General features: G+C 68.6%; 21 protein-coding genes. 18 read left to right on the forward strand and 3 right to left on the reverse strand.

All coding sequences use genetic code 11. The annotated features are described in order from the left end of the window. Window positions 1-30 precede the first annotated feature (30 nt). The 17 genes from QHF85_RS28935 to QHF85_RS29015 all read left to right on the forward strand — a co-directional run bounded on the left by QHF85_RS28935 (window position 31) and on the right by QHF85_RS29015 (window position 19,458). A complete protein-coding gene (locus QHF85_RS28935) occupies window positions 31-696 on the forward strand; it encodes a lamin tail domain-containing protein (RefSeq protein ID WP_281330582.1) in 666 nt (221 codons plus the stop codon). A gap of 12 nt (window positions 697-708) precedes the next feature. Next, window positions 709-1,821 carry a hypothetical protein gene (locus tag QHF85_RS28940; protein WP_281330583.1) on the forward strand — a complete coding sequence of 371 codons (1,113 nt, stop codon included), beginning with the start codon at window positions 709-711 and terminating at the stop codon, window positions 1,819-1,821. Between the two features lie 72 nt (window positions 1,822-1,893). Next, window positions 1,894-3,546 (forward strand): AMP-binding protein, encoded by a 1,653-nt coding sequence (locus QHF85_RS28945; protein ID WP_281330584.1) that lies wholly within the window; start codon window positions 1,894-1,896, stop codon window positions 3,544-3,546. 37 nt (window positions 3,547-3,583) lie between these two features. Then, window positions 3,584-4,573: a type VI secretion system protein IglI family protein gene (locus tag QHF85_RS28950; protein WP_281330585.1), complete on the forward strand. Its 990-nt coding sequence runs from the start codon at window positions 3,584-3,586 to the stop codon at window positions 4,571-4,573. Between the two features lie 33 nt (window positions 4,574-4,606). Beyond that, window positions 4,607-5,473, forward strand: coding sequence for a hypothetical protein (locus QHF85_RS28955; RefSeq protein ID WP_281330586.1), 867 nt, complete (start codon window positions 4,607-4,609; stop codon window positions 5,471-5,473). Between the two features lie 185 nt (window positions 5,474-5,658). After that, entirely contained in the window at window positions 5,659-6,603 is a 945-nt protein-coding gene (locus QHF85_RS28960) for a type VI secretion system contractile sheath small subunit (protein WP_281330587.1), read from the forward strand. Window positions 6,604-6,618: 15 nt separating this feature from the next. Beyond that, window positions 6,619-8,277, forward strand: coding sequence for a type VI secretion system contractile sheath large subunit (gene tssC / locus QHF85_RS28965; protein WP_281330588.1), 1,659 nt, complete (start codon window positions 6,619-6,621; stop codon window positions 8,275-8,277). A 35-nt stretch (window positions 8,278-8,312) separates the two neighbouring features. Beyond that, window positions 8,313-8,882 carry a hypothetical protein gene (locus QHF85_RS28970; RefSeq protein WP_281330589.1) on the forward strand — a complete coding sequence of 190 codons (570 nt, stop codon included), beginning with the start codon at window positions 8,313-8,315 and terminating at the stop codon, window positions 8,880-8,882. A 12-nt stretch (window positions 8,883-8,894) separates the two neighbouring features. Next, the gene (gene tssK, locus QHF85_RS28975; RefSeq protein WP_281330590.1) at window positions 8,895-10,169 is read left to right on the forward strand and encodes a type VI secretion system baseplate subunit TssK; all 1,275 of its coding nucleotides are present in this window, start codon (window positions 8,895-8,897) and stop codon (window positions 10,167-10,169) included. Window positions 10,170-10,196: 27 nt separating this feature from the next. Then, window positions 10,197-10,556 carry a GPW/gp25 family protein gene (locus QHF85_RS28980; protein ID WP_281330591.1) on the forward strand — a complete coding sequence of 120 codons (360 nt, stop codon included), beginning with the start codon at window positions 10,197-10,199 and terminating at the stop codon, window positions 10,554-10,556. A gap of 22 nt (window positions 10,557-10,578) precedes the next feature. Continuing rightward, window positions 10,579-12,213: a hypothetical protein gene (locus QHF85_RS28985; RefSeq protein ID WP_281330592.1), complete on the forward strand. Its 1,635-nt coding sequence runs from the start codon at window positions 10,579-10,581 to the stop codon at window positions 12,211-12,213. A 6-nt stretch (window positions 12,214-12,219) separates the two neighbouring features. Continuing rightward, on the forward strand, window positions 12,220-12,801 hold the full coding sequence (locus QHF85_RS28990; RefSeq protein ID WP_281330593.1) for a hypothetical protein: 582 nt from the start codon (window positions 12,220-12,222) through the stop codon (window positions 12,799-12,801). A 9-nt stretch (window positions 12,802-12,810) separates the two neighbouring features. Further along, window positions 12,811-14,430, forward strand: a complete 1,620-nt coding sequence (locus QHF85_RS28995; RefSeq protein ID WP_281330594.1) for a type VI secretion system baseplate subunit TssF — start codon at window positions 12,811-12,813, stop codon at window positions 14,428-14,430. Beyond that, on the forward strand, window positions 14,427-15,053 hold the full coding sequence (locus QHF85_RS29000) for a DotU family type IV/VI secretion system protein (RefSeq protein ID WP_281330595.1): 627 nt from the start codon (window positions 14,427-14,429) through the stop codon (window positions 15,051-15,053). Before QHF85_RS28995 ends, QHF85_RS29000 begins: the two co-directional genes overlap by 4 nt. 12 nt (window positions 15,054-15,065) lie before the next feature. Further along, a complete protein-coding gene (locus tag QHF85_RS29005; RefSeq protein ID WP_281330596.1) occupies window positions 15,066-15,416 on the forward strand; it encodes a hypothetical protein in 351 nt (116 codons plus the stop codon). A gap of 21 nt (window positions 15,417-15,437) precedes the next feature. Then, window positions 15,438-18,992: a hypothetical protein gene (locus tag QHF85_RS29010; RefSeq protein WP_281330597.1), complete on the forward strand. Its 3,555-nt coding sequence runs from the start codon at window positions 15,438-15,440 to the stop codon at window positions 18,990-18,992. Window positions 18,993-19,002: 10 nt separating this feature from the next. Next, a complete protein-coding gene (locus QHF85_RS29015; protein ID WP_281330598.1) occupies window positions 19,003-19,458 on the forward strand; it encodes a type VI secretion lipoprotein TssJ in 456 nt (151 codons plus the stop codon). 46 nt (window positions 19,459-19,504) lie between these two features. Here QHF85_RS29015 and QHF85_RS29020 read toward each other — a convergent pair whose 3' ends face one another. Both QHF85_RS29020 and QHF85_RS29025 read right to left on the reverse strand, forming a co-directional pair. Continuing rightward, complete coding sequence (locus tag QHF85_RS29020) at window positions 19,505-20,002, reverse strand: hypothetical protein (protein WP_281330599.1); 498 nt, start codon at window positions 20,000-20,002, stop codon at window positions 19,505-19,507. Between the two features lie 547 nt (window positions 20,003-20,549). Further along, window positions 20,550-22,232, reverse strand: a complete 1,683-nt coding sequence (locus QHF85_RS29025) for an OmpA family protein (protein WP_281330600.1) — start codon at window positions 22,230-22,232, stop codon at window positions 20,550-20,552. Between the two features lie 117 nt (window positions 22,233-22,349). On the opposite strand from QHF85_RS29025, the gene QHF85_RS29030 reads away from it, so the two are divergent. Further along, a complete protein-coding gene (locus QHF85_RS29030; RefSeq protein WP_281330601.1) occupies window positions 22,350-23,582 on the forward strand; it encodes a hypothetical protein in 1,233 nt (410 codons plus the stop codon). Between the two features lie 18 nt (window positions 23,583-23,600). On the opposite strand, the gene QHF85_RS29035 is transcribed toward QHF85_RS29030, so the two are convergent. Beyond that, entirely contained in the window at window positions 23,601-25,334 is a 1,734-nt protein-coding gene (locus tag QHF85_RS29035; protein WP_281330602.1) for a hypothetical protein, read from the reverse strand. Between the last annotated feature and the right edge of the window lie 18 nt (window positions 25,335-25,352).

Consider the following 25,352-nt stretch of genomic DNA (forward strand, 5'->3'; position numbering starts at 1 on the left):
GGCGCGCCTCGGCGCGGTAGCATCCTTTCCATGGCACGTCCCGGGATCCGAGCGAGGCAGCCGCGCTCTCTTCTTGTTTCGGTCCTCCTCCTGGCCACGCCGGCCTCCGCTGCGGCCCAGACGGTCGTCGTGAACGAGGTCATGTACCGCCCGTGGAACCAGGGGACAGCGGGCAAGTACGAGTTCATCGAGCTGTACAATCACGGCGCGCAGCCCGTGGCGCTCGGCGGCCTCTACCTCACGGACTCCCAGGACCTCGCGAGCATCTGCGCGGGCCAGGCGCCCGTGGACAACGAGGGGGTCTTCGCCATTCCGTCGGACGTGTCGATCCCGGCCGGCGGGTACCTCACGTTCTGGCACACCGCCATTGCGGGCGTGACGGATCAGCCGGGGAACGTGGTCTATTCGAGCTTCATGTATCGCGGAAACCTCGTCCTGAACGACGACGGAGATCAGGTCACGGTGTTCGGGTGCAATGGTACGAGCCCGGTCGTCCTCACGTCGCTCGATTACGATGCGCTCGGCTTGGCGCAGACCGCGCGGAACGTGTCGCTGGAGCGCAAGGATCCACTCGGCGGGGCGCAGAGCGCCTCCAATTGGGGGGTTTCCCAGGCGCCGGCAGGGGGGCAGATGCCCGGAGGCGGCTACACGCCCGGCGGCACGCCCGGCACGAAGAACAAGATCGCCGTTCCCTGAAAGGGTTGCGTCATGGCGCATGGTTCGCATCGATGGGCGCTCGCCTTTGCGCTCCCCGTCGTCCTCGGCATGGGGTGTTCGCTCGTTCCCCTGCAAGTGCAGACGAGCGGATTCGGCGAGCCCGAGCCGGTTCGGGTCCCCGCGGAGACCCGCGCCGCCGCGCGCGCCGCGGAGGCAGAAGAAGACGATGCGGCGGAGGATACGCGCGTCGAGGAGATCCAGGCCCAACTCACGTCTCTGCGCGCCAGGATCGCGGAGGGCAAGGATTTCGTCGATGACGCCACGTCCTTCGCCGAGCTCGTGATCGAAGCGCGGCGCACGAACGCCGCGCGGGCGGGCAACCTGGACGTCGGCAAGCTCCAGATGGAGGCCGTGGGCTACCTCGACAAGGCCATTGAAAAGGCACCCTCGCTCGCGCTCTTCGACCTCCTCGTCGCCGCCTCCGTGGACCACGAGGCCGACGCCGTCGTCCTCCGGGCCTGCTCGCGCGTGAGGCCGAACGTCCCCGCGGACGATGTCCCTTCGTTCACGGGAGAATGCCTTTATCGCGCGGGAGATGACGCCAAGAAGCTCAAATGGGCAAACGCGACCAGCGACGTCGCCAGGTTCCGCAAGGCCGAAGCCGAGCGCGTCGCCGCCGAGGCCGCGGCGCAGGAGGTCGAACGAAAAGCGCAGGCGAAGACGGCGCGATACGTGGCCGCCGCGGTCTTTGCCTCGGGCAGGTGCAAGTTCAGCAATTGCCTCAAGGATGGCTGGACGACCTCGACGCCCGAGGGCGACGTCGACGTGCGCTGCTCCTTCGGCGACTGCATGAAAGACGGCTGGGAAGCCCGCTTCCCCGATGGCTCGACGGCGCGGACGCGATGCTCGTTCTCCGATTGCATGAAGGACGGCTGGGAGACGAGCTTTTCGGACGGGACCACGGCGCGGACGCGGTGCTCGTTTTCGGATTGCCTGAAGAACGGCTGGGAGACGGACTTGCCGGGGGGTGAATCGGCGCGCACGCGGTGCTCGTTCTCCGATTGTTCCAAGGACGGCTGGACCACGGACCTGCCGGGCGGCCGGCAGGTGCAATGCCGCTGCAACTTCCAGAAGTGCTTCGTCGACGGCGCGACCTGCAATTGAGGGATCCCGCCCCGCGGCGTCGCGAAAAACTTGGCCCGCCGCGCGCGCCCTGCTCGTCTGCCCGGGCGCCTCATGGAGATCCCCGCCCTCGTCCAGAGCCTCGACCTCTCCCGCGAGGACGAAGTCCCTGCCATTGCCTGGCTCGCCGAGAGTTTTGACTCCCCCGAGCCTTTCTGGTCCGCCCTCTTCGAATTCGTCCGTGAAAAAGGCCCTCCGCTTCGGAGCCGCCCGGGAAAACCACAGGACCTCTATCACGACGCCATCTTGCGCCACGTCGCCTCGAGCCGGCCGGCGTTTGTCTGGTATGAACGTTCCGCGGCGCGTTCGCTCTCGTACGCCGCGATCGACGCCCGCGCCTCCGCGTGCGCGGCCGTTTGGGCGCAACGAGGCGCCAAGGCCGGCGCGCCGATCGCGATCGTCCTCCCGCTCGGCCCGGCGTTCGTCGTGACCCTCGCCGCGGCCCTGCGCCTCGGCCTCTGCGTCTCGATCCTCGAACCCGCGGGCGCAGACGCGCTCGCCGCGCGCCTCGAAGCGCTCGGGCCCGCGCACGTCGTCTTCGATCCCGACGATCCGCCGCCGCTCGGCGATTTCGCCGCGCTCGCGTTGCCCCTCGTCGAGAATGGCCCGGCCCTGCGCGCGCCGCCGTATGCGTATGCGCCGGACGAACCCTGCGCCCGGCTCTTCTCCCCGCTGCGCGCGCCGCTCCTCGTCCCCGTGGATCTCCCCGCCGCGCGCGCCCTCGAGGACGCCGTGCGCGACGCCCTTTTCGCCTATCGCATCGGCCCCGGCGACGCCCTCGCGGCGCCGGATTTCCCGATGCAGCAGCACATGCCGGCCCTGCTCCTCTCGACCTGGCTCGCAGGCGCGACGTTCGTTCATCTGCGAAGGGCCGACATCGAAGAAAACCCGACCCTGCTCGAAACATCCCCGATCACCGTGCTCGGCGTGGCCCCGACCGTCGCGGCCCACCTTCGCCGCAAGCCCGCGCGCCTCGCGCGCCTCCGCCACGTCTTCCGCAGCGTCGACGAGCCGCTCGATTGGATCGCCCACAACGAGTTCGTCAAGAGAAACGACCTCACGCGTGTCCCTTCGAGCAACGTCCTCGTCGACGCGGCCAGCGGCGGATGCCTGCTCGTCTCGACCCGCCGGCCCGGCAGCAGCAATGCCCGCGCCTTGCCCGCGCCCGGCCGCCCGTACCTCGTGCTCGACGCCGGGGGCAGCGGCGAGCCCGCGGTGGGCGCGACCGGCGTCTTCGTCCCGCTTCCCGACAAAGAAGGTTTTTTCATTCTCGCCAGCCTCGGCGCCGAGTTTCTTTATGGCTCCACCCTCCTCCCGCGCCGCGCCGCGCGCGTGTATCCGGCGAGCGAGGTCACGGCCTGCGTCTCCAAGCTGCCCGGCGTCGTGGGCGCCGCCGTCGTGCCCGTGCCCACGGGAGAGCCGGGCGCCCGCTGGGCCTTCGTCCTGCTCGTCTTCTCGGGCGCGAACGACGTCTCCGCGAAGGACCTCTCCGCCCTCGTTTCCCGCACGATCCGCGAGGACCTCGGCGAGGACTTCCTGCCCGAGAGAGTCGATGTGTACCCCCTCTACCCCCGGCTCGTCGGCAAGGAATTGGACCTCGACTGGTGCCGTCGGCAATACTCCTCGGGCACCCTCTTGCGGAAGGCGGGCAGCCCCGTCTTCCGTGATCTGACCGCCCTCCGGGCGCAGATGCTCGGGACCGAGTAGGTCTGTCCCGACATACGCCCGGTCCGAGGTCCTCGTCATGCTCGATCCGAACCTCGTCACGCACGCCCTCTCCGGCCCCGGAATGGATGCGACCACCGCGGCCGTGGACGATACGTTGCGCCTCGCTCAAGGGGGCGAGCTGCGCGCCGCCGCCGAGCGTGCTTCTCTCTCGATCGAGGACGGCGCGACCGACGTCCGGCTCATCGCGGCTTTCCTGCTCGGGGTCTTCGCCGAGCAAGGCCCCGCGTCCTTGCCCGCCATCCTCGCGACCACGCGTTTCGCGCTGGCCGGAGGCTTTCGCGCGCTCCGGCCGGTCCAGCGCAAAACGCGCGTGGCCGACTCCGCCTGGACGCTCCTGTTCCGCGGGATTCGCGCCTCCATCGATTTTCACGAAACCAAGCGCGACGCGACGTGGAAGCACTGGGCTGCGACGATCCCGCGTGATTTGCCGGCCAAGACGGCCGCCGAGGCCGAGGAGCTCGCCAAGGCCATCGCGGCCGTCATCGAAACCCCGCAATCCGTGCGTGAGCTCGCCGCGCTCCGCGCGCGCAGCGAGAGCGTCTTCCAGCGCGTACCGCCGCCGCCGCCGCCGCCGCCGCCTCCGCCGCCGGAGGCCCCGCCCGCGGAGCCGATCGAGGAGCAAGCCGTGGACGAGCCCGAAGAGAACGCACCCTCCGATCCCGAGCCTGTGTTCGATTCGGAAAAACTCCACCCCAGCGCGCCGCCCGCGCGCACGATCGAGGTCTCGGCCGCGCTCGAGCAGTTCATCCGCAAGCTCGAAGCGTTCGAGCTGCTCGTGAGCCGCGGCGAGATGGGCAAGGCCGCGATCGTGGCCCAGGACGTGCGCCGCGTCGTCGATCGATTCGATCCGCGCGTGTACCTGCCCGCGCTGCTCGCGCCCCATTTCCGCCTCCTTTCGTCGAACATCGGCGACATCGCGCCCCACTGGGAGGCCGAGGGCGGCCCCGCGTGGCAGGCGCTCGAGCAACTCTATCAGGTCGACCTCGACGCGTTCGTCGGGACCTGACGCATGGACGGGCCGGCGCCGCTGTCCTCCGAAATGCCCCCCGCCCCGCCCGGCGCAGGCCGCGCCGCGCTGGAGGAGGCCATTTCGCGCGCGGCTCCCGCCTTCGAGCTCCCGGCCCTCGTCGCCTTGCTCCGCTCGCGTTTCCCCGAGCGACCTTTACGTTTTTGCAGCCATCCCTCGCTCGCGCTCGAACCCACGCTCGTGCGCGCGGTCGCGTTCTTCGGCGACCATATCGCCGTCACGCTGAACCTCGGCCTGCGCTCGGTCACGACCCCGCTTCCCTCGTATTTCCAGGAGCTTTTCGCGCATCCGCAAGCGGGCCCGTCGCTCGAAGGCGTCGTCGCGCTCGCCGACCATCGCCTCCTCGGAGATCACGCCGACGCGCGCGCGCCCGTGGAAAACGAGCGCCTCGTCGCGCGCCCTCGTTCCCTGCGTCGGTCCGCATTCACGCTCGCCCGCCCCTCGTCGCCGATCACGCTCGGCTGGCTCTTTCGCAAGGTGTATCCCGAGCTCGAAGTGTCGGTGCGTCGCGCCGGGCACGAGCGCCGTTTGCCTGCGCCCGACGCGCGCATCGGACAGGCGACGCTCGGCATCTCCGCGCTCGGCGGCGAGGCCGAGGTCTCGGTGCCCGGCATCGACGCCATTCTGGTGACCGACGCGTCGAGGACCTGGACGAACGCTCCGTGGACACGCGAGGCGCGCGCGCGTCTCTTCGATCACGTCTTGCCCGCGCTCTCCGGCGCCGCCGTGCACCTGCGCGTGCTGCTCGTCGATCACGAAGCGTCGGGCAAGCTCATCGTCCGCGGGCCGGGCGAGCTCGGCTGGGATCCGCTTGCGAAATCGCGGCCTTCCGAGATCCATACGCTCTTCGAGGGCCGCCCGCCCGATCGCCCGGTGTGACGGCAAATTTGTCCCTGGGCGCGCGCCCGTGGAACGGTATGCGCGATTGGAACCGTAAAAGCCCCGAGCCCCCACGGTTCGGTCCTCGGGTTTTCTGCACGAGGGGGGCCCAGGCGTGAACCTACGCGCCGGCGAAGGCATGCCTTGCCTCGATTCCACGAGGTGGTGGGGAAGGAGAACCGATCTTGAGCAAGTACATCCAGGACCAGATCTTCAAGTCCAGGCTCACCATTACCTACCGGACCAACATCACCGGCACGCCGCAGCAAGAAAAGCTGCCCTACCGGGTCCTGGTCCTGGGTGAGTTCGAGGGCCGCTCGAAGCGCGCCGCGGGGCTCTTGCCCGCCCTCTCCGAGCGGACCATTCGCTCGATCAAGCGCGGGACCACCGTGGACGATCACCTCCACGAGATCGTGCCGACCTGGCATTTGCCGAAGGCGCTCTCGCACCTCAAATCGACCTTGCCCGGCACCGTGACGCTCGACCGGATCGTCTGCACGGTCCCGAGCGGCGCGATCGCCCGCAAGGAAGCCGGAAAGTATCCGCTCTCGGGCAAGGCGCATTTCGAGAGCACGCCGGAGGAGAATGGCCTGAGCCGCGTCGAGGGCGAGATCGTCGTGGGCGGCACCCTCGACGTGAAGTCGATCGACGACGCGGGCAACCTCGAGGTCCAGGGCGCGACGATCACGTTCTCCGGCGAGGTCGCCGGCGATACGATCGATCCGTCGACCCGCAAGAAGGTCGGCCTCGTGACGGGCCTCTTGCGCAATCGCGTGGTCGCGCTGGAAGCGGCGAACGTGCCGAAGCCGGAGGCCGAGGACAATGACGACGACGACGCGGCCTCGAAGGGTCGGGTGTTCGTCCTGCCCATCACGACGCCGCTCAAGGTCAGCGCGGAGCGCACGGTGCCCTTCGCGTCGATGAAGGATTTCACGCCGGACGCCGTGGCCAGCAGCATCCCCGAGCTCCAGCGGCTGCGCGTCATCAAGCTGATGATGCTCGAGCTTCAGTCCATGCTGCGCAACCGCCCCGAGCTGCGCGCCCAGATGAAGCGCGCGCTCGCCTCGCCCGACGGGCTCAAGGAGCTCCAGAAGTGGGCGAAAGACAATTACAAGGTGCTCGAGATCTGAGGTCGAGGAGCGATCATGCCTGCAACCAATACAACTCCCAGAAACGCCGACGAACTCAAAGCGGATCTTCTCGGGGCGTTCGGCGAGACCGCGGGCGACCTCAAGGAAGGCGACGCGCTGAAGCTCATCATCAGCGAGGTCAAGCCGGCGGCGCAGCCGAACGGCGGGACGGACGGCGCGCTTTCGCTCGCCGACGATGCGAGCGCCGTCGCCCCGCTCAAGTTCGACGACCGCAACGTCAACATCAATGACGGCGCGCGGTTCATGAACGACCTCGCGGCGCTGCTCGTCAATTGCGACGAGAACCTCTCGCTCTCGCGCGGCGCGGACCTCGATCCGCTCCACGTGTTCGCGAGTTATTCGAACGTCGTGGAGGCGATCGCGCTCGTCGCGCAGAAGGTCGACGAGAAGCTCGGCAAGCACCTCGACGACGTCTTCCACGACGACGATTTCCAGGCCATCGAAGCGGTCTGGCGCGGGCTCCACCACCTCGCGTCCGGCGTCGAGAGCGAGGACGTCATCATCGATTTCCTCGACGGTAGCAAGGACGAGATCGGCGCCGACGTCATCGATCACGACACCGACATCTTCGGCGGCAGCCTCTTCAACAAGGTCTACATCCAGGAGTACGATCGGTACGGCGGCAAGCCGTTCGCCACGATGATCGGGCTCTACGAGTTCGAATCGACGGACGAGGACATCGATTGGCTCCGCGCCATGGGCCGGGTCGCGAACGCCTCGCATTGCCCGTTCGTCGCCTCGGTCGCGCCCACGTTCTTCACGCCCTGCAAGACGATGCAGGAGGTCGCGGAGATCGGCGACCTCGACGCGGTGCTCACGCACCCGCATTTCGGCAAGTACAACGAGCTGCGCGACACCGATTACGCCGCGTACCTCGGCCTCGTGCTGCCGCGGTACCTCCTGCGCCGGCCGTTCGGCCACGCGTACAAGCTCGAGCCGGGCAACGTCGTCGGGTACAAGGAGACGGTCCAGCCGGGCCGCACGGACGACGACAGCCATTTCCTGTGGGGCAACGCGGCCATTCTCTTCGCGAAGAACATGGTCCGCTCCTTCGAGGGATCGGGCTGGGCCCAGCACATCCGCGGGCCCCGCGGCGGCGGCATCGTCGAGGGGTTGACCGTCTTCACGTACGAGAAGAACGGCTACGAGCACCAGCAGCCGCCCGTGGAGATCGCGATCCCCGATTATCGCGAGCTGCAATTCGCCTCGAACGGCTTCATCCCGCTCGTGCACAAGAAGAACGAGGCGGTGGCCACGTTCTTCAGCGCGCAATCGCTCAAGAAGCCGCGCACGTTCGTCGAGGATCTCAACACGAAGAACGCGCACCTCGTCACGAACCTCGCGTACTCGTTCTCGATCACGCGCATCGCGCACTTCGTCAAGCGCATGATGCGCGAGTACATCGGCAGCACGGCCGACGGGCCGTACATCCAGCAGGTGCTCGCGAACTGGCTCGGCGGGTACGTCACGACGGTCGTCAATCCCGACGACCTGACCTTGCGGTTCTATCCGTTCAAGGCCGTGAGCGTGACCGTGGAGGACAAGCCGGGTGCGTTCGGCTGGTACAAGTCGGTCATCTCGGTCCTGCCGCACGCGCAATTCGAAGGAATGGACGTCGAGCTCCGGCTCGAAGCGGCCCTGGGCGGGCCCTGATACGGGATCGAGCATTCAGGAAAGGATGAGCGGCCATGCCGGAATTTCGTAAAGTCCTCGACGTTTATCAGGGCTTCAACTACAAGAAGGACAAGCAGACAGCGGTCGGGTTCATCACGTCGCTGAAGGTCGGGGATACGGAGATCACCGCCGATCTCACGTGCAAGAACCCGATGAACCCGACCGAGGACCTGACGGTCGTCGCGGTCCTGCGCGATATCCTCTGGGAGACGGGCGTCACCGACGCGGTGTATCTGACGGGGCAGATCTCCGCGACGAACAAGCAGAACGTCGCCCTCTTGATCTACACGTCCATGACCAACGTGCTGGTCACGTTCCAGTTCTCCGTCTACGAGTACGACCCGGTGCAGAAGGAGTATTACCTCTGCTTCCACTCGAACTCGACCGACATGAACGGGATCCTCGAGAAGCGTGGCGATGACCTGAACCTCTCGGTGGCGGACGATGCGTCGACCGAGGTGCAGTCGCCCATCAACTTCACCTTCAACACCGGCATCAAGCCCCAGCCCTCGGCGCAATCGCTGCAGGTCGCCGTCGGCAAGGGGAAGAACTTCGCCAAGCTCTGGGGCTTGGCGCAGAGCTAGCCGAGACGAATCGTGGCAGCGCTGGCACGGCCGAAATGGCGGATCGGGCAGGTCCTGCTCCCCGAGCATTTCCTCGGACTCGAGGATGCGCTCTCGGCCGAAGCCGCGCTGCGGGCGAGCCACATTGGTTTGCCCCTCACGGGGATCGCGCGGCTCGAATGGAACGGCGACGATCCCAAGAATGGCGTGCTCTGGGTCTCGGGCCTCTGCGCGGTCCTGCCGGACGGGGCCGTCGTCGATGTGCCCGGCAATGCCCGCCTCAGCGCGCCGCTCGACCTCAAGGCCGTCGGGCGGCGCCGCGTCGAGGTGTTCGCCCACGTCCTGCCTCCGGACGACGAGGCGAACGCGGAGGGCGCGCTCGAACCGCCCTCGCCCAAGGAAATCCCGCGCGTCTTTCTCCGCGTTGTCCTCTCGGCGGAGCCGAGCCTCGAAGGCAGCATCGGCCGGGCGGAGCTCGGCCAATTCGAGGTGACGACCGGGGGCCAGTTCCGCCTCTCGTCCGATTTCATTCCGCCGCTCGTGCGGCTCGGCTCCACGCCTTATCTCGCGCCGCGCCTCACGCGCCTGCGCGGCGAGCTCGCCGAGATCGAAGGCGCGCTCGACGAGCTCGCGCTCGAGGCCGTGGCGCGCGGGGATTCGGCGACGCCGCTCTTTCGCGTGCGCGTCGAGGCCCGCAAGCTCGGCGCGCTGCTCGACGACATGGATCGCGGCGTGCACCTGCACCCGTATCCGGTGTATTCGGCGCTCCGCAATTTCGCGCTGGAGCTCGGCCTGCTCGACGAGCGGGCCGCGCCGTTCTCGCCGCCTCCCTACGAGCACCACGACCTCGCCCGCGTCTTTGGCATCGTGCTCGACGAGATCTCGTCGCGCGCCCGCGTGCCTTTCCCCGAGGAGCCGGCGGTCTCGTTCGTCGCCGAGAATGGGCGCCTCGTGGCGGGGGATCTCCCGTCCGAGGCCCTCGGCGCCTCCGAGCTTTACGTGGTCGTGCTCAAGAATCGCACCGGGGACAAACTGCCGCTCGAAGGCGCCGTGCTTTCGAGCCCGGGGCGGCTCCGCCTCGTGCGCGAGCACGCGCTCCGCGGCATGCGCCTCACGTATTCGCCGAACCCGCCGTTCCGGCATCGGTTCGGCGGGCCGGTGGATTTTTATCGCATCGTGGGGGCGGGCTCGTCGGCGGGCGACGACGCGCGCGAGTGGGGAGCCGTGCTTCGGGAGCGGGCGATCTGTTTTTTGATGCCCAAGGAGCTCGAGGGCTTGCAGGTGCTGCTCTCCTGGAGGCGGTCGTGATAGAAGGGACCGCGGAGGAGGCTGTCGTTGTCGTTCTTCGGCAAGCTCAGGGGCGATCACGAGCCCCGTCTGGAGAGCATCGCGCGCAACCTCGAGGTGTCGCTCAACGCGAAGGGCGGGTATGCGTCGGCGGTCGAGGTGTACGGGCTCGGCCGGTACGACGGCCATTTCGCGACGAAGCCCCTGCTCGACGAGCTCTGCGCCGAGATGATCGGGGTCGTGCGGGCCTACGAGCCGCGGCTCTTCGAACCGAAGCTCACCCTGATCGGCCGCGATCGGGGCCTCTGGGTGCGATTTTCGCTCACGGGCCTCGTGGGGGGACAGCCGGTGACGTACCACGTCTTCTTTCACAGCGTCCTCCGGAACGTCTCCGTGCGTCGCGGGTAGGCCCGGCCGGCGGAGGCGGGCCTTGAAGGAAAAACTCGAAATCACGCTGACGCTCACGGTCGGGGGGACGGCCCATACGATCCCGGGCGGCAACGTGCGGGGTTTTTCTCTGCGGATGGAAGCGTGGGGCGTCTCGGGCTCCGTCGAGTTCGTCATGCAGGACGATTCGTCGTGGGGCGGGAAATACACCGACGACTTGCTCGCGGATTTCGTGAAGGCCGATCTCGGCGAGGTCTCGATTTCGATCAAGCCGGGGCACCTCGAGACCGACACCGAGGCGGACGACGCGGAGCTCGAGACGAGCGGCCTCGTGCTCGAAAAATCGGTGCGCGAGGAGACGACGCAGCGTGTGATGGACGAGCCGGCGGTGCTCTTCCGGCGCTACCGCGTGACGTTCGTCGACCCGGCGCAGGCCCTCTGGCGGCAGCATTTTCCCTGCGCGCTCTACACCGAGAAGGCGTTCAAGGATGTGATCGAGGCCCACAAGGGCGACAAGATCAGCCTGACCTACGATTGGGACGTCATCACCACGACGGCCTCGCAGATCTTCTTCCACCTCGACCCCGCCGCGCGATCGAGCTTTTACGATCTCGTGATCTGGTACGTCCGCCACCGGAACGGCGTCTTCACGTTCGACCACGCCGAGGGCACGTATTCGATCAAGGGGGCCAAAGACACGAGCGGGGAGGCTTCGGAGCTCTTGCTCGACGACCTCTCCTCCATGACCTCGTTTTTCCCCGAGGTCCCGCGCCACAAGCCGCGCGTCCTCAACTCGTACACGGAGAGCACGGCGACCGAGCTCGTCGACAACACGAACGCCGCCACGGGCATCTATCGCGACACGCTCCTCCGCACGCCGATCGCGCAGGACGTCGACGATCGGGTCACGCTGGAGACCGCGCGGCCCCTCCTACCGAAGCGCGAGGTCGAGCTTTCGTTCCGGCGTTTTCCCACGGTGGCCCTTTCCCCGGGGAGCTTGCTCGACATCTCCACGACGGGCGGTCACAGCTCGAATTTGATCGCGGCGACCGAGTCCTTCCGGGTCGTTTTCGTCTCGCTCGAAGCGCGCGCGCTCGAGGAGGGGCCCGAGCCGACCTACGGCGACGCCAAGGCGAGCTTCTCCGTCGAATGCACGGCTCGGCTCGAAGAGAAGAGCGAGGCGCGCGTCCGCTTGCCCTCCACCGTCGATCCGCGCTTCCCCGGTCACCTCGAAGGCAAGGTGGTGAGCGCCGTCGGAACGGATACCGAAATCACGTACGATTTCGCGACGGACGAGGACACCTCGATCGACACGTACACGATCAAGATCCCGCTCTTCGAGAACCAGGAGATCAGGGCGCCGTACGAGCCGGAGAGCGGGGCGGGGAACCTGTATCAGCCGCTCTACAAGAACCAGCGCGTGCTCGTGGCCCTCGATTTCAGCAAGGCCACGGTCGTCCGGATGCTCGACTGGCGCTCCGACGCGCGCGTGGCCAAGGACGGGCAGGGGCAGCACCTCTTCTTCGGGAAAACCTCGACGAACAACACGTCCGTGCTCCACGATTACCAGGACGAAAAGCCCGTCCTGCGCGTGCTCCGCACGAACGACAAGGACACCATTCTCCTCCGCCTGGAGGAGGGCAAGATGACGCTCAAGGTCGAGGAGCAACAGGGGTAATCGGTCATGCCGCTGGTCTGCACCATCGAGATGGACAAGACGGCGGGGATCACCGTGACCGTGGTGAACGGCGACGCCAGCATCACGCAGACCATCGTGATGGACGGGACCAAGATCGAGATCAAGGTTGCCGGCGATTCGGCGACGAGCACGATCACGCAGACGTCGGAGAAGATCGCGATCGCCTGCAAGCAATTCGAGGTCACGGCCGACGAGACGATCACCATGACGAGCACGAAGGCGTCGAGCTGGACGAGCCAGGATACGTTCTCCGTGCAGAGCACGAAGGACGCGACGATCGCCTCGGACGCGAACGTGGCCATCTCGGGCGCGCAAAACGTGACCGTCGAGGGGACGACGAAGGTCGGCCTCACGGGCGCGAGCTCGAATACGTTGACGCTCGAGAGCGCGGGCGCGACCTTGTCCACGTCGGCGACGCTGACGCTCGAAGGGACGAGCCAGATCTCGGCGAAGGGCGCGATGATCGAGGCGAAGGCCGATGCCACGATGAACCTCGAATCGTCGGGGATCGCGACCCTCAAGGGCAGCATGACGAACGTGCAGGGAAGCCTGGTCAATCTCGGATAGGAGGGGACGATGGCAGAGGCCGAGACCTTGAATTCGCTCTTCCTGGAGGAGCTCTCTGCGCTCGACGCGTTCGCCGCGCGGCGTGAGGCCGAAGGCGCGCTCTCGCTCGGCGCCGAGGACCCGGACGTCCGCCGGATCCTCGAAGCGCAGGCCTTTTTTTCGGCGAGGACCCGCGCCGCCGCCCAGCGCGCGACGGCGGCGGCCGTGCGCCGCATCGCCGCCGGCACGCTCGACGAGCTGCTCGTCCCCTCGCCCGCGTCGATGATGGTCGAATGCGTGGTCGGTGAGGAGCGCGTCGAGCCCGCCGTTTTGCCGCGGGGCACGCTCCTTCGCGTGATGTCGGCCGAGGGCAAGGTCGGGCTCTTTTCGATGATGCGGCCGCTCTCGATCCTGCCGATCGACGTCGCGGGCGCGCGGATCGTCGAGCAGAACCGCAGGCTCTTCGTGCGGATCCGCCTCCGCGCCCGGCGCTCCTGGAAGAACGCGGCCACGCTCTCGTTTTACGTGCGGCGCCTCGACGATTATCGCGCCTCGCTCGCGCTGCATGACGCGCTCTCGCGCCACCTCACGCGCGCCTACGCGATGACCGGCGCGGACGGGCCCGAGATCTCCTGCCGCGTCTCCTTCGGCGCCCCGCGCGCGAGCGCCCTCGAAGACGGCGACGATCGTGGCCCGCTCGCCCGCATTCGCTCGTTTTTCCACCTGCCCGAGCAGGAGCTCTTCGTGCAGGTCGAGGTGCCGCAAACACGCGCGGCCTGGGACACGCTCGACCTCTTCCTGGAGCTCGACGAGGAGTTCCCCACGAGTTTGTCGGTCTCGAACGATACGTTTCGCCTGCACGTCGTCCCCGTGGAGAATGCGTGGGTCGATTTCGCCGAGCCGATCCTCTGGGACGGGACGCGGACGACGGCGCCCGTGCGTTCACCCTCGCCGCTGCTCGAAGGCGTCGAGCCCGCGGGGGTGCGCGGCGTCTACAAGGCGTCCGATCGCGGGCTCGTGCCGATCTTGCCCGCCGCGCTCGCGCAGGAGGGCGATACGTACGAGATCGAAGAAGGCGACGGCGTGACCGAGCTCCGGCTCTCGCTCGACGGCGCCTTCGAGCAGCCTTGCAAGGTGCTCGCGGAGGCCCGTTTTTCGCAGCCGGTGCTCTGGTCCGCGTCGCCCGGCAAGCTCGCGCTCGGCTTGCAAACGCGGCATTTGCCGGGCGTGTCATTCCGGCTCGTCGGCAGCATGCGCGCGCCCTCGGAGAGCCCGCTCGCGCAGGATCCGGCGCGTTGCCTCGACGTGCTCTCGCTGCGCATGCGGCCGTCGCTCGGGCGGCGTGATCTCGTGGGGATGCTGGAGATCCTCGGCGCGAGCGGGGACGGGGCCTATCGAGGGTTCGCTTCGCTCGTCGACGAGCTCGATTCGCGCGAGGCGCCGGATCCGGCCCGGCGCGCGGGCGGAATCCGGCGCGTGTATCGGCTCGCGGTGCGGCAAAGGAGCCCCGAGGAGGCGCCGCTCGTGCGGCGGCTCTCGGCGCAGATCGCCGCGCTGCTCGACGCGTGGACGGAGGAGCCCGTGGACGTGGAGATCACGACGCGCCAGGCCGCGGGCCCGCGCGCGCTCTCCGGAGGGACGAAGCCATGAGCGCGGCGGGCACGCTCGATACCCGCGCGTTCGCGGAGGTCGTCGTCTGTATCGAGGATACCGGGCGGATCCTCGACGCGGCCGTGCGAAACAACAAGACGCGCGACGTCGAGGCGCTGCGGGCGAAGCTCCGGCGCAGGCTCGACGATCTCGACGCGAAGCTCGACAAGATCGTCTCGCCGAGCACGATGGAGGGCGTCCTCGTCCCGCTCGTGGTTTTCCTCGACGAACGCGTGCAGACGCGCCTCGCGCGGGAGGGGGACCCGGAGAGCCCGCCGTGGCCGCTGCTCCAGTGGGATCTGCTCGGCGAGACCGACGGCGGCGACGAGTTTTTCGAGCGCGCGGCGCTCCTCACGCCCGAGAGCAAGCCCGACGCGCTCGTCGTGGCGACCTACCTGCATTGCCTGGAGTGTGGTTTCGTGGGCCGTCATTTCGACGAGCCCCAGGAGATCCGCGCCTGGAAGGAGAAGCTCGCCCGGTGCCTGCCGCGGAGCGACGCCCCGGCGCAGACGGCGGCCGCCCCCACGGTCCGGGCCCGGGCCGCGCTGCGGTACGGGCTGATCGCCCTCGGCGTGGCGGCAGGTTTTCACGCGGTTTTTGCCCTCGTCAGCCTTCTGTGGTGAAGTGCCGAGGGAATGGCGGCCGGAGGCAAGGAGAGTGATCCGCGGTCCTCGCTGCTCGCACGATGGCGAGCGAGCGGGCGCCGTCCGTCCGCGCCCCCGCCACCTCCGCGCGCCACGTTCGAGGCCGCGGCCCTCTCGCCGCCTCCGCCGGACGCGGCGGCCCTGCTCGCGTCCGTCGAGGCCGCCGCCATGGGCGTCGTGCCCCCGCACGTCCTCGCGCCCTTCGTAAAACCCCTCCGTGAGGCCCTCGCCCTTGCGCCCGAGGCGCGGGATCCGAAGGCGCTCGCGCAGGCGCTCGATCGGGTGGAGGATCTGCTCGAAGTCTTCCTCTTCGCCGGGCAACGAATGCCCGCGGGGGGCTAGGGCGGCGAGGAGGCGCGCGCGATGCAGCAAGCCGCAGCGCTCGGAGCGTCCTTGAACCCCTGGGTGATCGCCGCGATCGCCCTCGTGGGGGTCTTGCTGCTCATCGTCGGCGTTTATTTGTTCGTTCGGTCCCGCAAGAAGTCTGGCGAGGAGGCTCCCAAGCTGCCCTCGCCGCGCTCGCTCGGCCGGACGTGGGACGATTTCGTGCGTCGCCTGCCGGAGAGCGTGCAGGGCGCGCCGATCGTCGTGGTGCTCGGCGATCGTCGGGCCGGCAAGACGAGCGTGATCCAGACGGGGCTCGCGCGCTCGGGATCGGCCTCGCAGGTCGCGCCGAGTGATACCTCGGACGCGCGCCTGTCGATGTTCGCCGGGCAGCACGCGCTCGTGCAGGAGATCAGCGGCGAGCTGCTCGAAGACACGCGGCCCGAGGCGCGCTCCTCGCTCGCGGATCTCTGGAAGCCCATCGCGCTCCGGGTGCCGGTCGTGCTTTTCGTGATCGACGCGCGCGCGAGCTCGTTCACGCCCGCGGGCCTGCGGCGCCTCGGGGCGCTCGGGCGGGACGTGGTCGACAGGCTCACGTCGCTCCGGCGCGGGCGCGCGCCGCGGGTGCGCGTCGTTCTTTCGCACCTCGACGAGCGCCTCGAAGGGTTCGTCCCGCTCGCGCGTGTCGCCGAGGACGAGGGGCACGCTTCGCAGACCTTGAAGCCCGCGGGCCGGCGCGCGGCGGACCTCGAAGGGCTGCTCGCGCCGCTCGAGCCGTGTTTGTCTTCCGCGATCAAAACGCTCCCGGCCGCGCAGACGGCGGCGGTGACGAAGCTGCTCGCGGGCGGCGGGGGGAGCGTGTTCGCCGCGCTCGAACCCTTCCTCGATGCCTTCGTGGGCAACGCGACGCAGGTGGCGACGCCGGCGCTCGATGGAATCGTCGTGGCGGGTTTGCCCGAGGGCGCGGACGCGGGGATGGTGGGCGCGCCGCTCGGCCTCGACGCGCAGGCGGTTCAATCGGACTTCAATGCCCACGAGCAACGGCGGACGGTCGGGGCGCTCGTCTTGGGGGCCTCGATCGCGGGGCTCATTGGCGGGCTTTATCTGTGGCACTGGCAGGACGTGAAGGCCGTGCCCGCGGCGGTCGCGGGCTTCACCACGCTGCGCCCGCCGCGGAACGTGGAGATCGATCGGGCCGAAGGAAAAGCCGCGAAGGCGCTCCGGGCCGCGCTCCGGCCGCGCTGGTGGCCTTTGCGGTGGGCGTACCCGAACGCAAAAGAGGAGATCGACAGGCCGCGGACCGAACGCGACGGAGGCGGGGAACGCGAGCAGTTCCTCGGGAAGATCCGCGACATCTATCTCCTGCCGGCGGCGAGGGCGTCCTCGCTGCCGGTGCGGCTTTATGCGGTGGCGCTGCTGCGCGCCTCGGAGGACAACGATCTCGGCGAGCTCGCGCTGCGCGACAAGGAGGCGTTCGCGCGGGTGCTCGAGGTGCCGGACAGCGTCGTCGGCGATTACGTGACGTTCTCGTATTCGCAATGGCGAGGCGCGATCGAGGGGCTCGACCAGGGCATCCCGCGGGGCGATTGGGAAGGGTTTCTGGGGTCGCTCGATGAGTCGTTGAAAAAGGGCGCGGTCCCGCCGGCCGAGATCGGCGCGCTCTCGGAGAGCGCCCGCCGGCTCTCGGACGCGCTGCGCGGCGTGGACGACGCGCCCTCGCAGAAGGAGCTCGAATCGCTGCTCCGCACGGAGAGCCCGGAGGACGCGGACAAATTGCTCGGCCCCGGCGGGAGCCACGAGATCCCGGACTGGGCGCAGCAAAAGAGCAAGGAGCTCGAAGGGCTGCTCGGCGAGGTCGACGGAACGAAGATCGAGGTGCCGAGCGCGGAGAACCGGACGCTGCGGCAGATCGTCGGCGATCTCGAGGGGATGAAATGCCCCACGGGAGATACGGCCTCGAAGGAGACGTTCCCCATCGACAAGAGCCGCGTCTATCGCGCGGAGGACTGGGACAAGCTCGTCGCTTCGAGCAAGTCGTCGGCGTACGTGCAGGCATTCGTCGACGACGTCCGCGCAAAGCAGCGCTCGCCGTTCTTCGGGCCGAACCAGGTGTTTCCGGCCGTGGGCGCGAGCGACATGCCGGGGCGCGGGCCGAGCCGGCCTTTGCCGGGCCTCTACACGGTGCGCGCCGTCAATGACGAGCTCGTCCCCGCGCTGACGAAGCTCGACGCGGCGCTCACGGGGGCGTGCGTGCAGCAAGCACCGCGCGACGAGCTCGCGCGGCTCGTGCGCGACGGGATGGACACGTACGCGACGGCCTACCAGAACGCGCTCTTCGGATACGTGCAGGGCTTCGGCTTCTCGTCGGGCTCGCTCGCCTCGCTCCGGACCGATCTGCAGGACATGGCCACGCCGAGCTCGTGGTTCGGCCAGTTCTGGACCACGGTCGCGGAGAATGCGGCGGTCGACCCGGGCAATGATCCGAACCTCGCGATCCTACGCAATGCGCTCCGCTCGTTCGACCCGATCGTGGCGCTCCAGCCCGAGAAGGGCAAACCCGTCAACCTCGACAAGTATTACGCGATCCTCACGCCGCTCCTCGCGTCGCTGGAGGACGGGCCGCTCCAGGCGGCAGGCGCGCCGCTCGGGGATCGATTGCCGCTCGTGGGCAAGCTCGGTTTGTCCCTGCTCGACCCCGACCCGAAGCAGCCGATTCCGCAGGTGAAGGCGTGGCTCGACGCGGCGCGGATCCCGGGCGGGGACATGCGCAGGCCGTTCCTCTTGCCCGTGAACCAGGTCTACGAATATGCCCTGACGAACGTGGAGAAGGCGGTCGAGAAGATCTACAAGAGCGAGATTCGCCCGCTCGGGGAGCCGCTCTGGGTGCGCTTTCCCTTCATGCCGACGGCGAAGGTCGAGGCACAGCCGGGCGAGGTCGACGGGGTGTTCGGCGTCAAGGGCACGATGCGCCTCGCTTTCAACGACGGCGTGGCGCCGGCCGCGCGGCGGAGCGACGGCGGGGCGTGGGTGGCGAAGCGGCCGCTCGATTATCGCGCGGTCGTGCTGCCGAAAGAGGCGCTCGAGGTCGGCGGCTGGTTCGACGAGCTCTCGGGGCTGCTCTGGGACGAGGCGGGCAAACCCAAGGCGATCGCGCTCTCGGTGCGGCCGCACGCGCTGCCCAAGGTGGAGCGGGACGATCGGGTGGCCGTGACGATGTCCTCGCTCAGCGCGGGCGAGACGACCGTGGCGGGGTTCAATCAGGCCCCGGCGTGGAAATCGCTCCCCGTGCCCTGGTCGACGTCGACACCGGCGATCGTGAGCGCCGAGCTCACGGACCTCGCGAGCGGCGGCAAGACGTCGCGCTCGCAGGAGGGGACGGGCGAGGCGTGGCAGACGTTGCGGCTCGTCTGCGAGGCACAGGCGTCGTGGCGGGGATCGACGGTGTCGTGGATGCTCGGCGCGCGCGTGGCCTTCGATCTCGGCTCGGATCCGTGGGAGGTGCTGCTCCCGCCGCCGAACCGGGGGTATCGTTGCCCGTCGCGGCCGCCGCCTTCCACGACGACGCTAAGTGGACAAGCCACGACGCCTCGTTGATACTGCGCTCGTGCGAGGTCACGCCTCCCTCTGCGGCCTGACCGCGCTTCTCGCCTCGGCGCTCGGGGCCGGCTGCGCGTCGTCGAATGCTTCCCAGGTGGAGCTCGTGCTCCGCCCGGCGGCCGACGCGAATGGCGCGCGCTCCGTCTACGTGCTCGCCCGCGCCATCGACGAAAAGACGTTCGGCGCGGAGTCGTACGAGTCCGTCGCGGCGCGCGTGACCACGCCCGACGAGTCGGTGCAGACATCGGTGGTCGTGCTGCCCGGGCAGACGAAGGTGATCAAGCTGCCGGTGCCGGAGAAGGGGACGCTCGCGATTTACGCGCTCCTCGAGAGGCCGGACCGCGACGCTTGGCGGGTGCTCCTGTCGTCACCGCCGCCGGAAAAGATCGAGGTCCGGATCGAGCGCAGCAGGCTTTGCCGTGTCTCGAAATCGGGCGAGGTTTGCGTGCCGGAAGCGCCCTGAGGCCGGGACCCGGGCGAGGCGCCGCCCGGGTCCCCGGTAGCTCGAATCAATCCGTGTTTTGGCTCGGCCGGCCCTGTTCGGCCGGGGCGCTCGATTTCGCGCGGGTGGCGGCGCCCTTCTGGGCGGGGCCATATTGGTAGGTGAAGAGGTCGTCGAGCGGGCCGAGGATCTCCGGGCCCTTCGGGTCGCGCTGTCCACGCCGCCGCGCTTGCGAGGCGATTTCACCGAGGAGCATGGCGAGATCGTTTCCCCGCGCGGCGCGGGTCTCGATGAGCATCTCGGTGAGCTTCTCCGCGGCGGGGACCATGGCGTCGAGCCGCTGGTGCGCGTCGGCGATATCGAGAGCGCGCTGCACGTCCCCCGCGTGGAGCCCCGCGCGGTCGATCTGCTCGGCGGTGAGGCGCTTCAGGTTGGCGATTGCCTTCGCGACCCCCTCGCGAACCTTGATGAACTTGAACATTTGCTCGGGGGTGACGTCGATGAGCGCGAGGTCGCTCGCGTCGATGTGCTGGTCGCCGGGGACGGGGTTCTTGGGATCACTCATGGTCGGCCTCCAATGGGGCGGTTTTGGGTTGTCGTGTGGCGATCGACGGGAGAGGTCCCGTCTCGTGCGCCGTGCAGGAGACCAGAGCACGGGATATGCCAGGCGCCCGGCGAGGGCACGCGGAGGCGTCGCGTGCGAGCGAGGCGCGAGGCGTGTGGGCGCGTCTCCGAGGCGCGTGAGCGCAGGAAAATGACGCGTGGGCGAGGAGCAAAGGCGCGCGCAGGGGGGCGGTGAGGCGCGCGCGCGGGAGGTCGAGACGCGCGTGCAGGGCGTGGAGATCGTTCGGGAATGTCTTGAAGGCGTGTGCTCGCGACGCGAAGACGCCTGGGCACGAGGGGAAGGCGCGCCCGCGTGACTCGGAGGCGCGTGCACGCGACCTGGAGACGCGTGCACGCGACTTTGAGACGCGTGCACGCGACCTTTGGGTCGAGCTCAGATAGTGGGGAAGCTCACGTGCAAGGCGGCGGCACGACCGGACATCTCGCGAGATTTGTCCGAACTTGTCCGGATTTGTCCAGACATGTCCGGTTCTCGTGGGCGGGCGTACCTACGGCGCCGGCGTGACGTTGGAAGAGGAAGGAGAAGGAGGCGCGGGCGAAGGCGTTCGCTCCAGAATGACGAACGTCGCGCGCCGGTTGCGTTGCCTCCCCTCCGGCGTCGTGTTCGTCGCGACGGGTGCCGTCGGGCCAAAGCCTTTGATCACGATCCGGCTCGGGTCGATGCTGCGGCGAACGAGCAGATCACGCACGGCCTGGGCCCGCTGCCGGGCGAGCGCGTCGTTGCGAGGCAACGTGCCTCGATTGTCGGTGTGGCCCTGCACTTCGATCCGCGTGATCTCGGGGTGCTGGAAGAGGACCTCGGCGACTTCTTCGAGCATCTGCCGCGACGAGGACCGCAGGGTCGCCCGGCCCGTGTCGAAGAGGAGCTCGCGCAGGAGGACGATTTCGCGGTCGGTCACGCGCACGGCCTCGGGACAGCCGTTTTTCGCGGCCACCTCGCTCGGCGCGCCTTTCTCCTCGGGGCAAGCGTCCACCGCATCTCCGAGGCCGTCGCCGTCGGCGTCGCCCTTCGAATCCGGACGGTTGTCCCGGTATTGTTCGAGCAGCGCCTCTTCCTCTGCGTCGTCGAGCGGGCAACCATTGCGTGTCTCGTCGCTCTGGGGAATGCCGTAGACACGCGGGCAGGCGTCCTGATCATCGATGACGTCGTCGCCGTCGGCGTCGTTCGCGCGCTTGCGGTACACGGACGGGCACCCATTCTCCACGGCGTACACGCTGCGATCGCCGCGGACCTCGGGGCAGGCGTCCTGATCGTTCAAGATGCCATCCCCGTCGCTGTCGCGCAGGCGCTGCGAGAGGAACGGCGTGTAGGCGACCATCGCGACCACGCGGAACAGGGGCGTGCCGACGCCCTCGCTGAGGCCCGTGCCGAAGCTCATCCCCGCCTCGTAATTGTCGAGGAACCGATATCGGCCGTGCAAGGCGAGCTCGATGTTTCGGTTCTGGCTCGTGGCGTCGAGGAGCACCTGCGAAATCGTGAGCTCCGGGCCGATTTGCAGGGCGCGGTCCTGGCCGAGCAGGACCCCGATGCCGGCGCCGCCGGTGAGCGCCGTGCCGAGGACGACGCCGTCGTCCGTCGACCGTGCGTCGCGGATCTCCGGGCCCAATGCAAACGACCAGACCCAGCGATCGCCGAGCTGGCCGCCGAGGAGGACCTGCGGGAGGCCTCGCACGTAGCCGTCGGTGACGAATGCACCGGTGCCGGTGGGAATCCAGAGATAGGCGCCAATGCCGATCTGCAAGGGGTCTTCGTACGCGCCGTAGATGCGGACGCGGGCGCCGAGGCGGATGTCGCCGAAGTCGGGCGTGGTCGGCGAGATGTCGGCATTGCCGGTCTGGACGAGCGCGACGGGCACGTCGAGGTTCACCGCGAGGCGATTCCACATCGAATAGGTGGCGTTCGCGTGGAGGAAGAGCTGCCGGCCGACGACCTCGTAGGCCGTGGCGCCGGCGTCGGTCTCGTAGAGGTAAGGGTTCCGTGCGTAGTCCACGAGCAGCATGCCGTGGAAGGTGAAATCACCGGCCGCGTAGGGGGATTGTACGCCGAGCATGCGATCGCCGGCGAACGAGGGCTGGAATCGGGGCAAGGCGATGTCGGCCGCGCGCGCGGGGGTGGCGAGCGCGAGGAGCGCGGCGAGCAGGAGCGGGAGGATTCGCAGGGGCGAACGCATGAGCTTCGGCGGCGAGGGCAGTCTACCCGAGGGCCGGGCGGATCGGGACTTTTCCGGGTGCGAAGGCCGGTTTCTGGGAGCGAGGGGGCGAGGTTGGTAGTGTGGCGCCTCGAAGCCATGGCCAAGGAGAATCGGTCGCCGAAGGATGGGCTGCCTGGCCGGAGCACGTCGCCGCATCCAGCGACGATCCAGCCGAAGGAGAGGCCAAGGCAGGCCGCCCCCACGCGAACGCCGCATCCGGCGACGGTGTTACAGCGGCAGAACCCCCCGTCGCTCGCCGCGAAGATGCCTCACGCCGCCACAGTGGCGCAGCCGAAGGCCCGGCATGCCGCGCGGGGGATTCCGCCGGAGGCCCTCGTCGCCTTGCGAAAAGCGTGCGGCGTCATTCAGGCAGCGTCGAACGGCCCCTTCGATCCCTACCGGCCCATGAGTTTCTTCCGGGACGAAACCACATCGAACATTCGAGGACGAAATGACAGCGGGGTCGTCTTCGGTGGCACGGTGCAACGCCCGGCGCGCTCGTTCGCGGGCGAAGAGGCGGCGCAGTTCCTGCGGCACCTCTCCACGTACTTTTTTTACTACGCGAACCACTTCTTGGCGAAAGGCGACGCGGAGGTGGAAGCCATGTACACGAACGATCGGATCCTCATCTCGGCCAACAATCCGAAGACGATGGAGCAGCTCTACCAGCAGCTCGTGAAGGAGCCGACGCTGCTCGACGCGATCCGCACGATTCCGAGCACGAGCTCCGATCGGCGCGGCGCCCGCGTGGTCGACCGCTTCCAGGACGAGATGATGAGCCCCGATTTGACCGAGGACGTGCAGTTTCTCGCCCAGAGTCTCGCGATGGTGCCGGTCCGGGAGTCTGTCGAGCAAATCACGATCCGGAACGCCGTGCCGAAGACGGACGTTCTCGTGGAGCCTCATTATCGCGAGAAGCTGATCCTCGTGAGTGGCCTCGGCGTGCACGCCGAGCAGAAGCTCCTGCTCGTGCTCACCAAGTCCCGCCTGCCGAAGACGACCCCGGTCCTCATCCGTGGGAAGAAGCGCCCCTGCTTCGGCTGCTGGTTGTGCCTCTACTTCGTGGCCGACGTGATGGGGTACAACTTGAATTACAACACGCGGCCCGGAAAATCCTGGACCAATTCGATCGATGGTTTGAAGGCGATCATCGACCGGGCGCTCGATATCGACGTTCCGAAACAGCTCATGCGGGCGTGGGGCGACAAGGTGATCCGGCAGTACGAGGCAAACAAGATCCGCTCGCACGTCTCGACGGTGTACGGGACGGGCGCCGAGGATCCCGGGTTCGACAGCGAATCCGACGACGATCTCGACAGTTATTCGTGAGCCTCCGACGAGGCGGCTTCACCCATGCCCGAGCGACCCGCGGCCGCCTTTCTTGTACCGGTCGAAGAGCTTGCGCAGCTCACCCAGCTCGATGCCGTATTCCTTGGCGATTTCCTTGTGCCCGCGTTCGCCCACGAGCATGTGGCCAAAGGCCTCTTCGAGGCGCTCGAGCTCCATCGGGAGCGCGACCGGTTCGACGTGCGCAACCGGCGCCGGCGCAGGGGCGGGCGCCGGCGCGGGGGCAGGAGCCGGCGCGGGGGCGGGCGCTTGTGCCTGGACAACCCCGAAGATGTTCGCTGCCGTGGGGGCGGGCGTCTCGGCTGGCGCGGGTTTTCGTTGCGGCGGGACACGCAGGCGCACCGCGGGATCGCCGAGGAGAATGTAGCCGGCGAGGTCCTGGCGGAGCATCCAGAGGTGCCCGAGCCGCGTCTCGTCGCGCCGGCCTCCGCTCGCCTCGTGATCATAGAGGCTCGTGAGCTCCGTGTTCGCCTGCTCGAAGAATCGCACGAGCTCGCGGAACGCGAGACCGACGCGGTCGCCGCGCACGAGCGAACGAACGACGGACATGAAGCGGGCCGGGCGGGCGATCGGCGAGCCCGCGTCGCGCTCCTCGAAGCTGTAGGTCCAGGCGAGATCGACGTGTCCGAGGAACGCGAGGGGGCCGTTCGGATTCGCGAGCGCGGCGCGGGGGAGCGAGGCAATGAAGGGCGGCGCATGGCGAGGGAGGGCCTTGAGCACCTCCTCGGCCTCGCCGCCGTAATGGCCGAGCTTCTGCAATCGTTCGAGCCAGTGGCGATAGGCGCTCCGATCCGGCGTGCCGCCGCCATAACAAGCGACCATGAACCAGACGCCGCCCGGCGCGAAGGGGCGCTCGCCGAGGTCGCTCGCGGCGAACGTGCCCTCGCGGCCGAATCGCATGGCCCCCTGGCGCGCCCGCTGCTCGGCGAAGCTCTTCCAGCCCTCGCGCGGGGCGCCCGCGCCGTGGCTGACGCTGAAGAGCACGCCCGGATCGGGGCGGGACGCGGCTTCGAGCAGCTCGTCGGGAGAAGGCGCGTCGACGCGGCCGCGCTCTTCGATCGTGCTCACGGGGAATTGCCCGGCTTCGAGGCGGCGGCGCACGAGATCGAGGCCCGGACGCACGAGCGCGCGGTACGTGGCCGCCGTGGCCGCCGTGCCGTCGTGCACGGTATAAAACGTGGCGTGCGGGGGCGTCGCGAGGGCGGCCGCGCGCTCGGCGGCGAGGATCTTGTGAATGTAGGCCTCGTAGCCGCGTTCGTCCGGAAAAGCGAGCCGTCCGACGAACCCGTCCGATTGCTGGACCTGCTGAATGGCGAAGGGGACCTGATCGAGATCGCCGAGGATGAGCTGATACCGCGGCAGATCGACGGCGAGGTCGGCGCCGCGATCGAAGACGTCCTTGCGCCAGCGCGCGGCGCCCGCCATGTCGAGGCGAGAAGGCGCGCGGAAGACCTTGATCTCGTGGCCCCCCTGGGCCGCGCGGCGCGCTTCGAGGAGGGGGCGCGCGAGCTCCAGCAATCGATCGCCCGTTTGTCCTTCGGGTACGATCACGCCCCAGCGCTGGGCCGTGAGGTCGTCCGGGTCGTCGCCCTCGTCCCAGAGGTGCGTCGGTCCGGGGCCCGCTTCGGGGCGCTCTTCATGCTTCGCGGCCGCGTCCGCGGAGAGACCTCCTTCGAGGAAGGCGCTGCCGTCGTCGTCGTGACTCAGGAGGAGGTGGATGTCGTTCGCGGGCATGGCCGTCCTCGATTCAAA

The sequence above is a fragment of the Polyangium sp. 6x1 genome (assembly GCF_029946515.1).
Lineage (GTDB): Bacteria > Myxococcota_A > Polyangia > Polyangiales > Polyangiaceae > Polyangium.

Coding starts and splice junctions, on each gene's coding strand:
- QHF85_RS29035 (WP_281330602.1), bottom strand. CDS start 25,334: ATGCCCGCGAACGACATCCACCTCCTCCTGAGTCACGACGACGACGGC.
- tssC (WP_281330588.1), top strand. CDS start 6,619: ATGCCTGCAACCAATACAACTCCCAGAAACGCCGACGAACTCAAAGCG.
- QHF85_RS29025 (WP_281330600.1), bottom strand. CDS start 22,232: ATGCGTTCGCCCCTGCGAATCCTCCCGCTCCTGCTCGCCGCGCTCCTC.
- QHF85_RS28990 (WP_281330593.1), top strand. CDS start 12,220: ATGCCGCTGGTCTGCACCATCGAGATGGACAAGACGGCGGGGATCACC.
- QHF85_RS28945 (WP_281330584.1), top strand. CDS start 1,894: ATGGAGATCCCCGCCCTCGTCCAGAGCCTCGACCTCTCCCGCGAGGAC.
- QHF85_RS28995 (WP_281330594.1), top strand. CDS start 12,811: ATGGCAGAGGCCGAGACCTTGAATTCGCTCTTCCTGGAGGAGCTCTCT.
- QHF85_RS28970 (WP_281330589.1), top strand. CDS start 8,313: ATGCCGGAATTTCGTAAAGTCCTCGACGTTTATCAGGGCTTCAACTAC.
- QHF85_RS28940 (WP_281330583.1), top strand. CDS start 709: ATGGCGCATGGTTCGCATCGATGGGCGCTCGCCTTTGCGCTCCCCGTC.
- QHF85_RS29000 (WP_281330595.1), top strand. CDS start 14,427: ATGAGCGCGGCGGGCACGCTCGATACCCGCGCGTTCGCGGAGGTCGTC.
- QHF85_RS28950 (WP_281330585.1), top strand. CDS start 3,584: ATGCTCGATCCGAACCTCGTCACGCACGCCCTCTCCGGCCCCGGAATG.
- QHF85_RS29010 (WP_281330597.1), top strand. CDS start 15,438: ATGCAGCAAGCCGCAGCGCTCGGAGCGTCCTTGAACCCCTGGGTGATC.
- QHF85_RS28955 (WP_281330586.1), top strand. CDS start 4,607: ATGCCCCCCGCCCCGCCCGGCGCAGGCCGCGCCGCGCTGGAGGAGGCC.
- QHF85_RS29030 (WP_281330601.1), top strand. CDS start 22,350: ATGGCCAAGGAGAATCGGTCGCCGAAGGATGGGCTGCCTGGCCGGAGC.
- QHF85_RS29005 (WP_281330596.1), top strand. CDS start 15,066: ATGGCGGCCGGAGGCAAGGAGAGTGATCCGCGGTCCTCGCTGCTCGCA.
- QHF85_RS28935 (WP_281330582.1), top strand. CDS start 31: ATGGCACGTCCCGGGATCCGAGCGAGGCAGCCGCGCTCTCTTCTTGTT.
- QHF85_RS29020 (WP_281330599.1), bottom strand. CDS start 20,002: ATGAGTGATCCCAAGAACCCCGTCCCCGGCGACCAGCACATCGACGCG.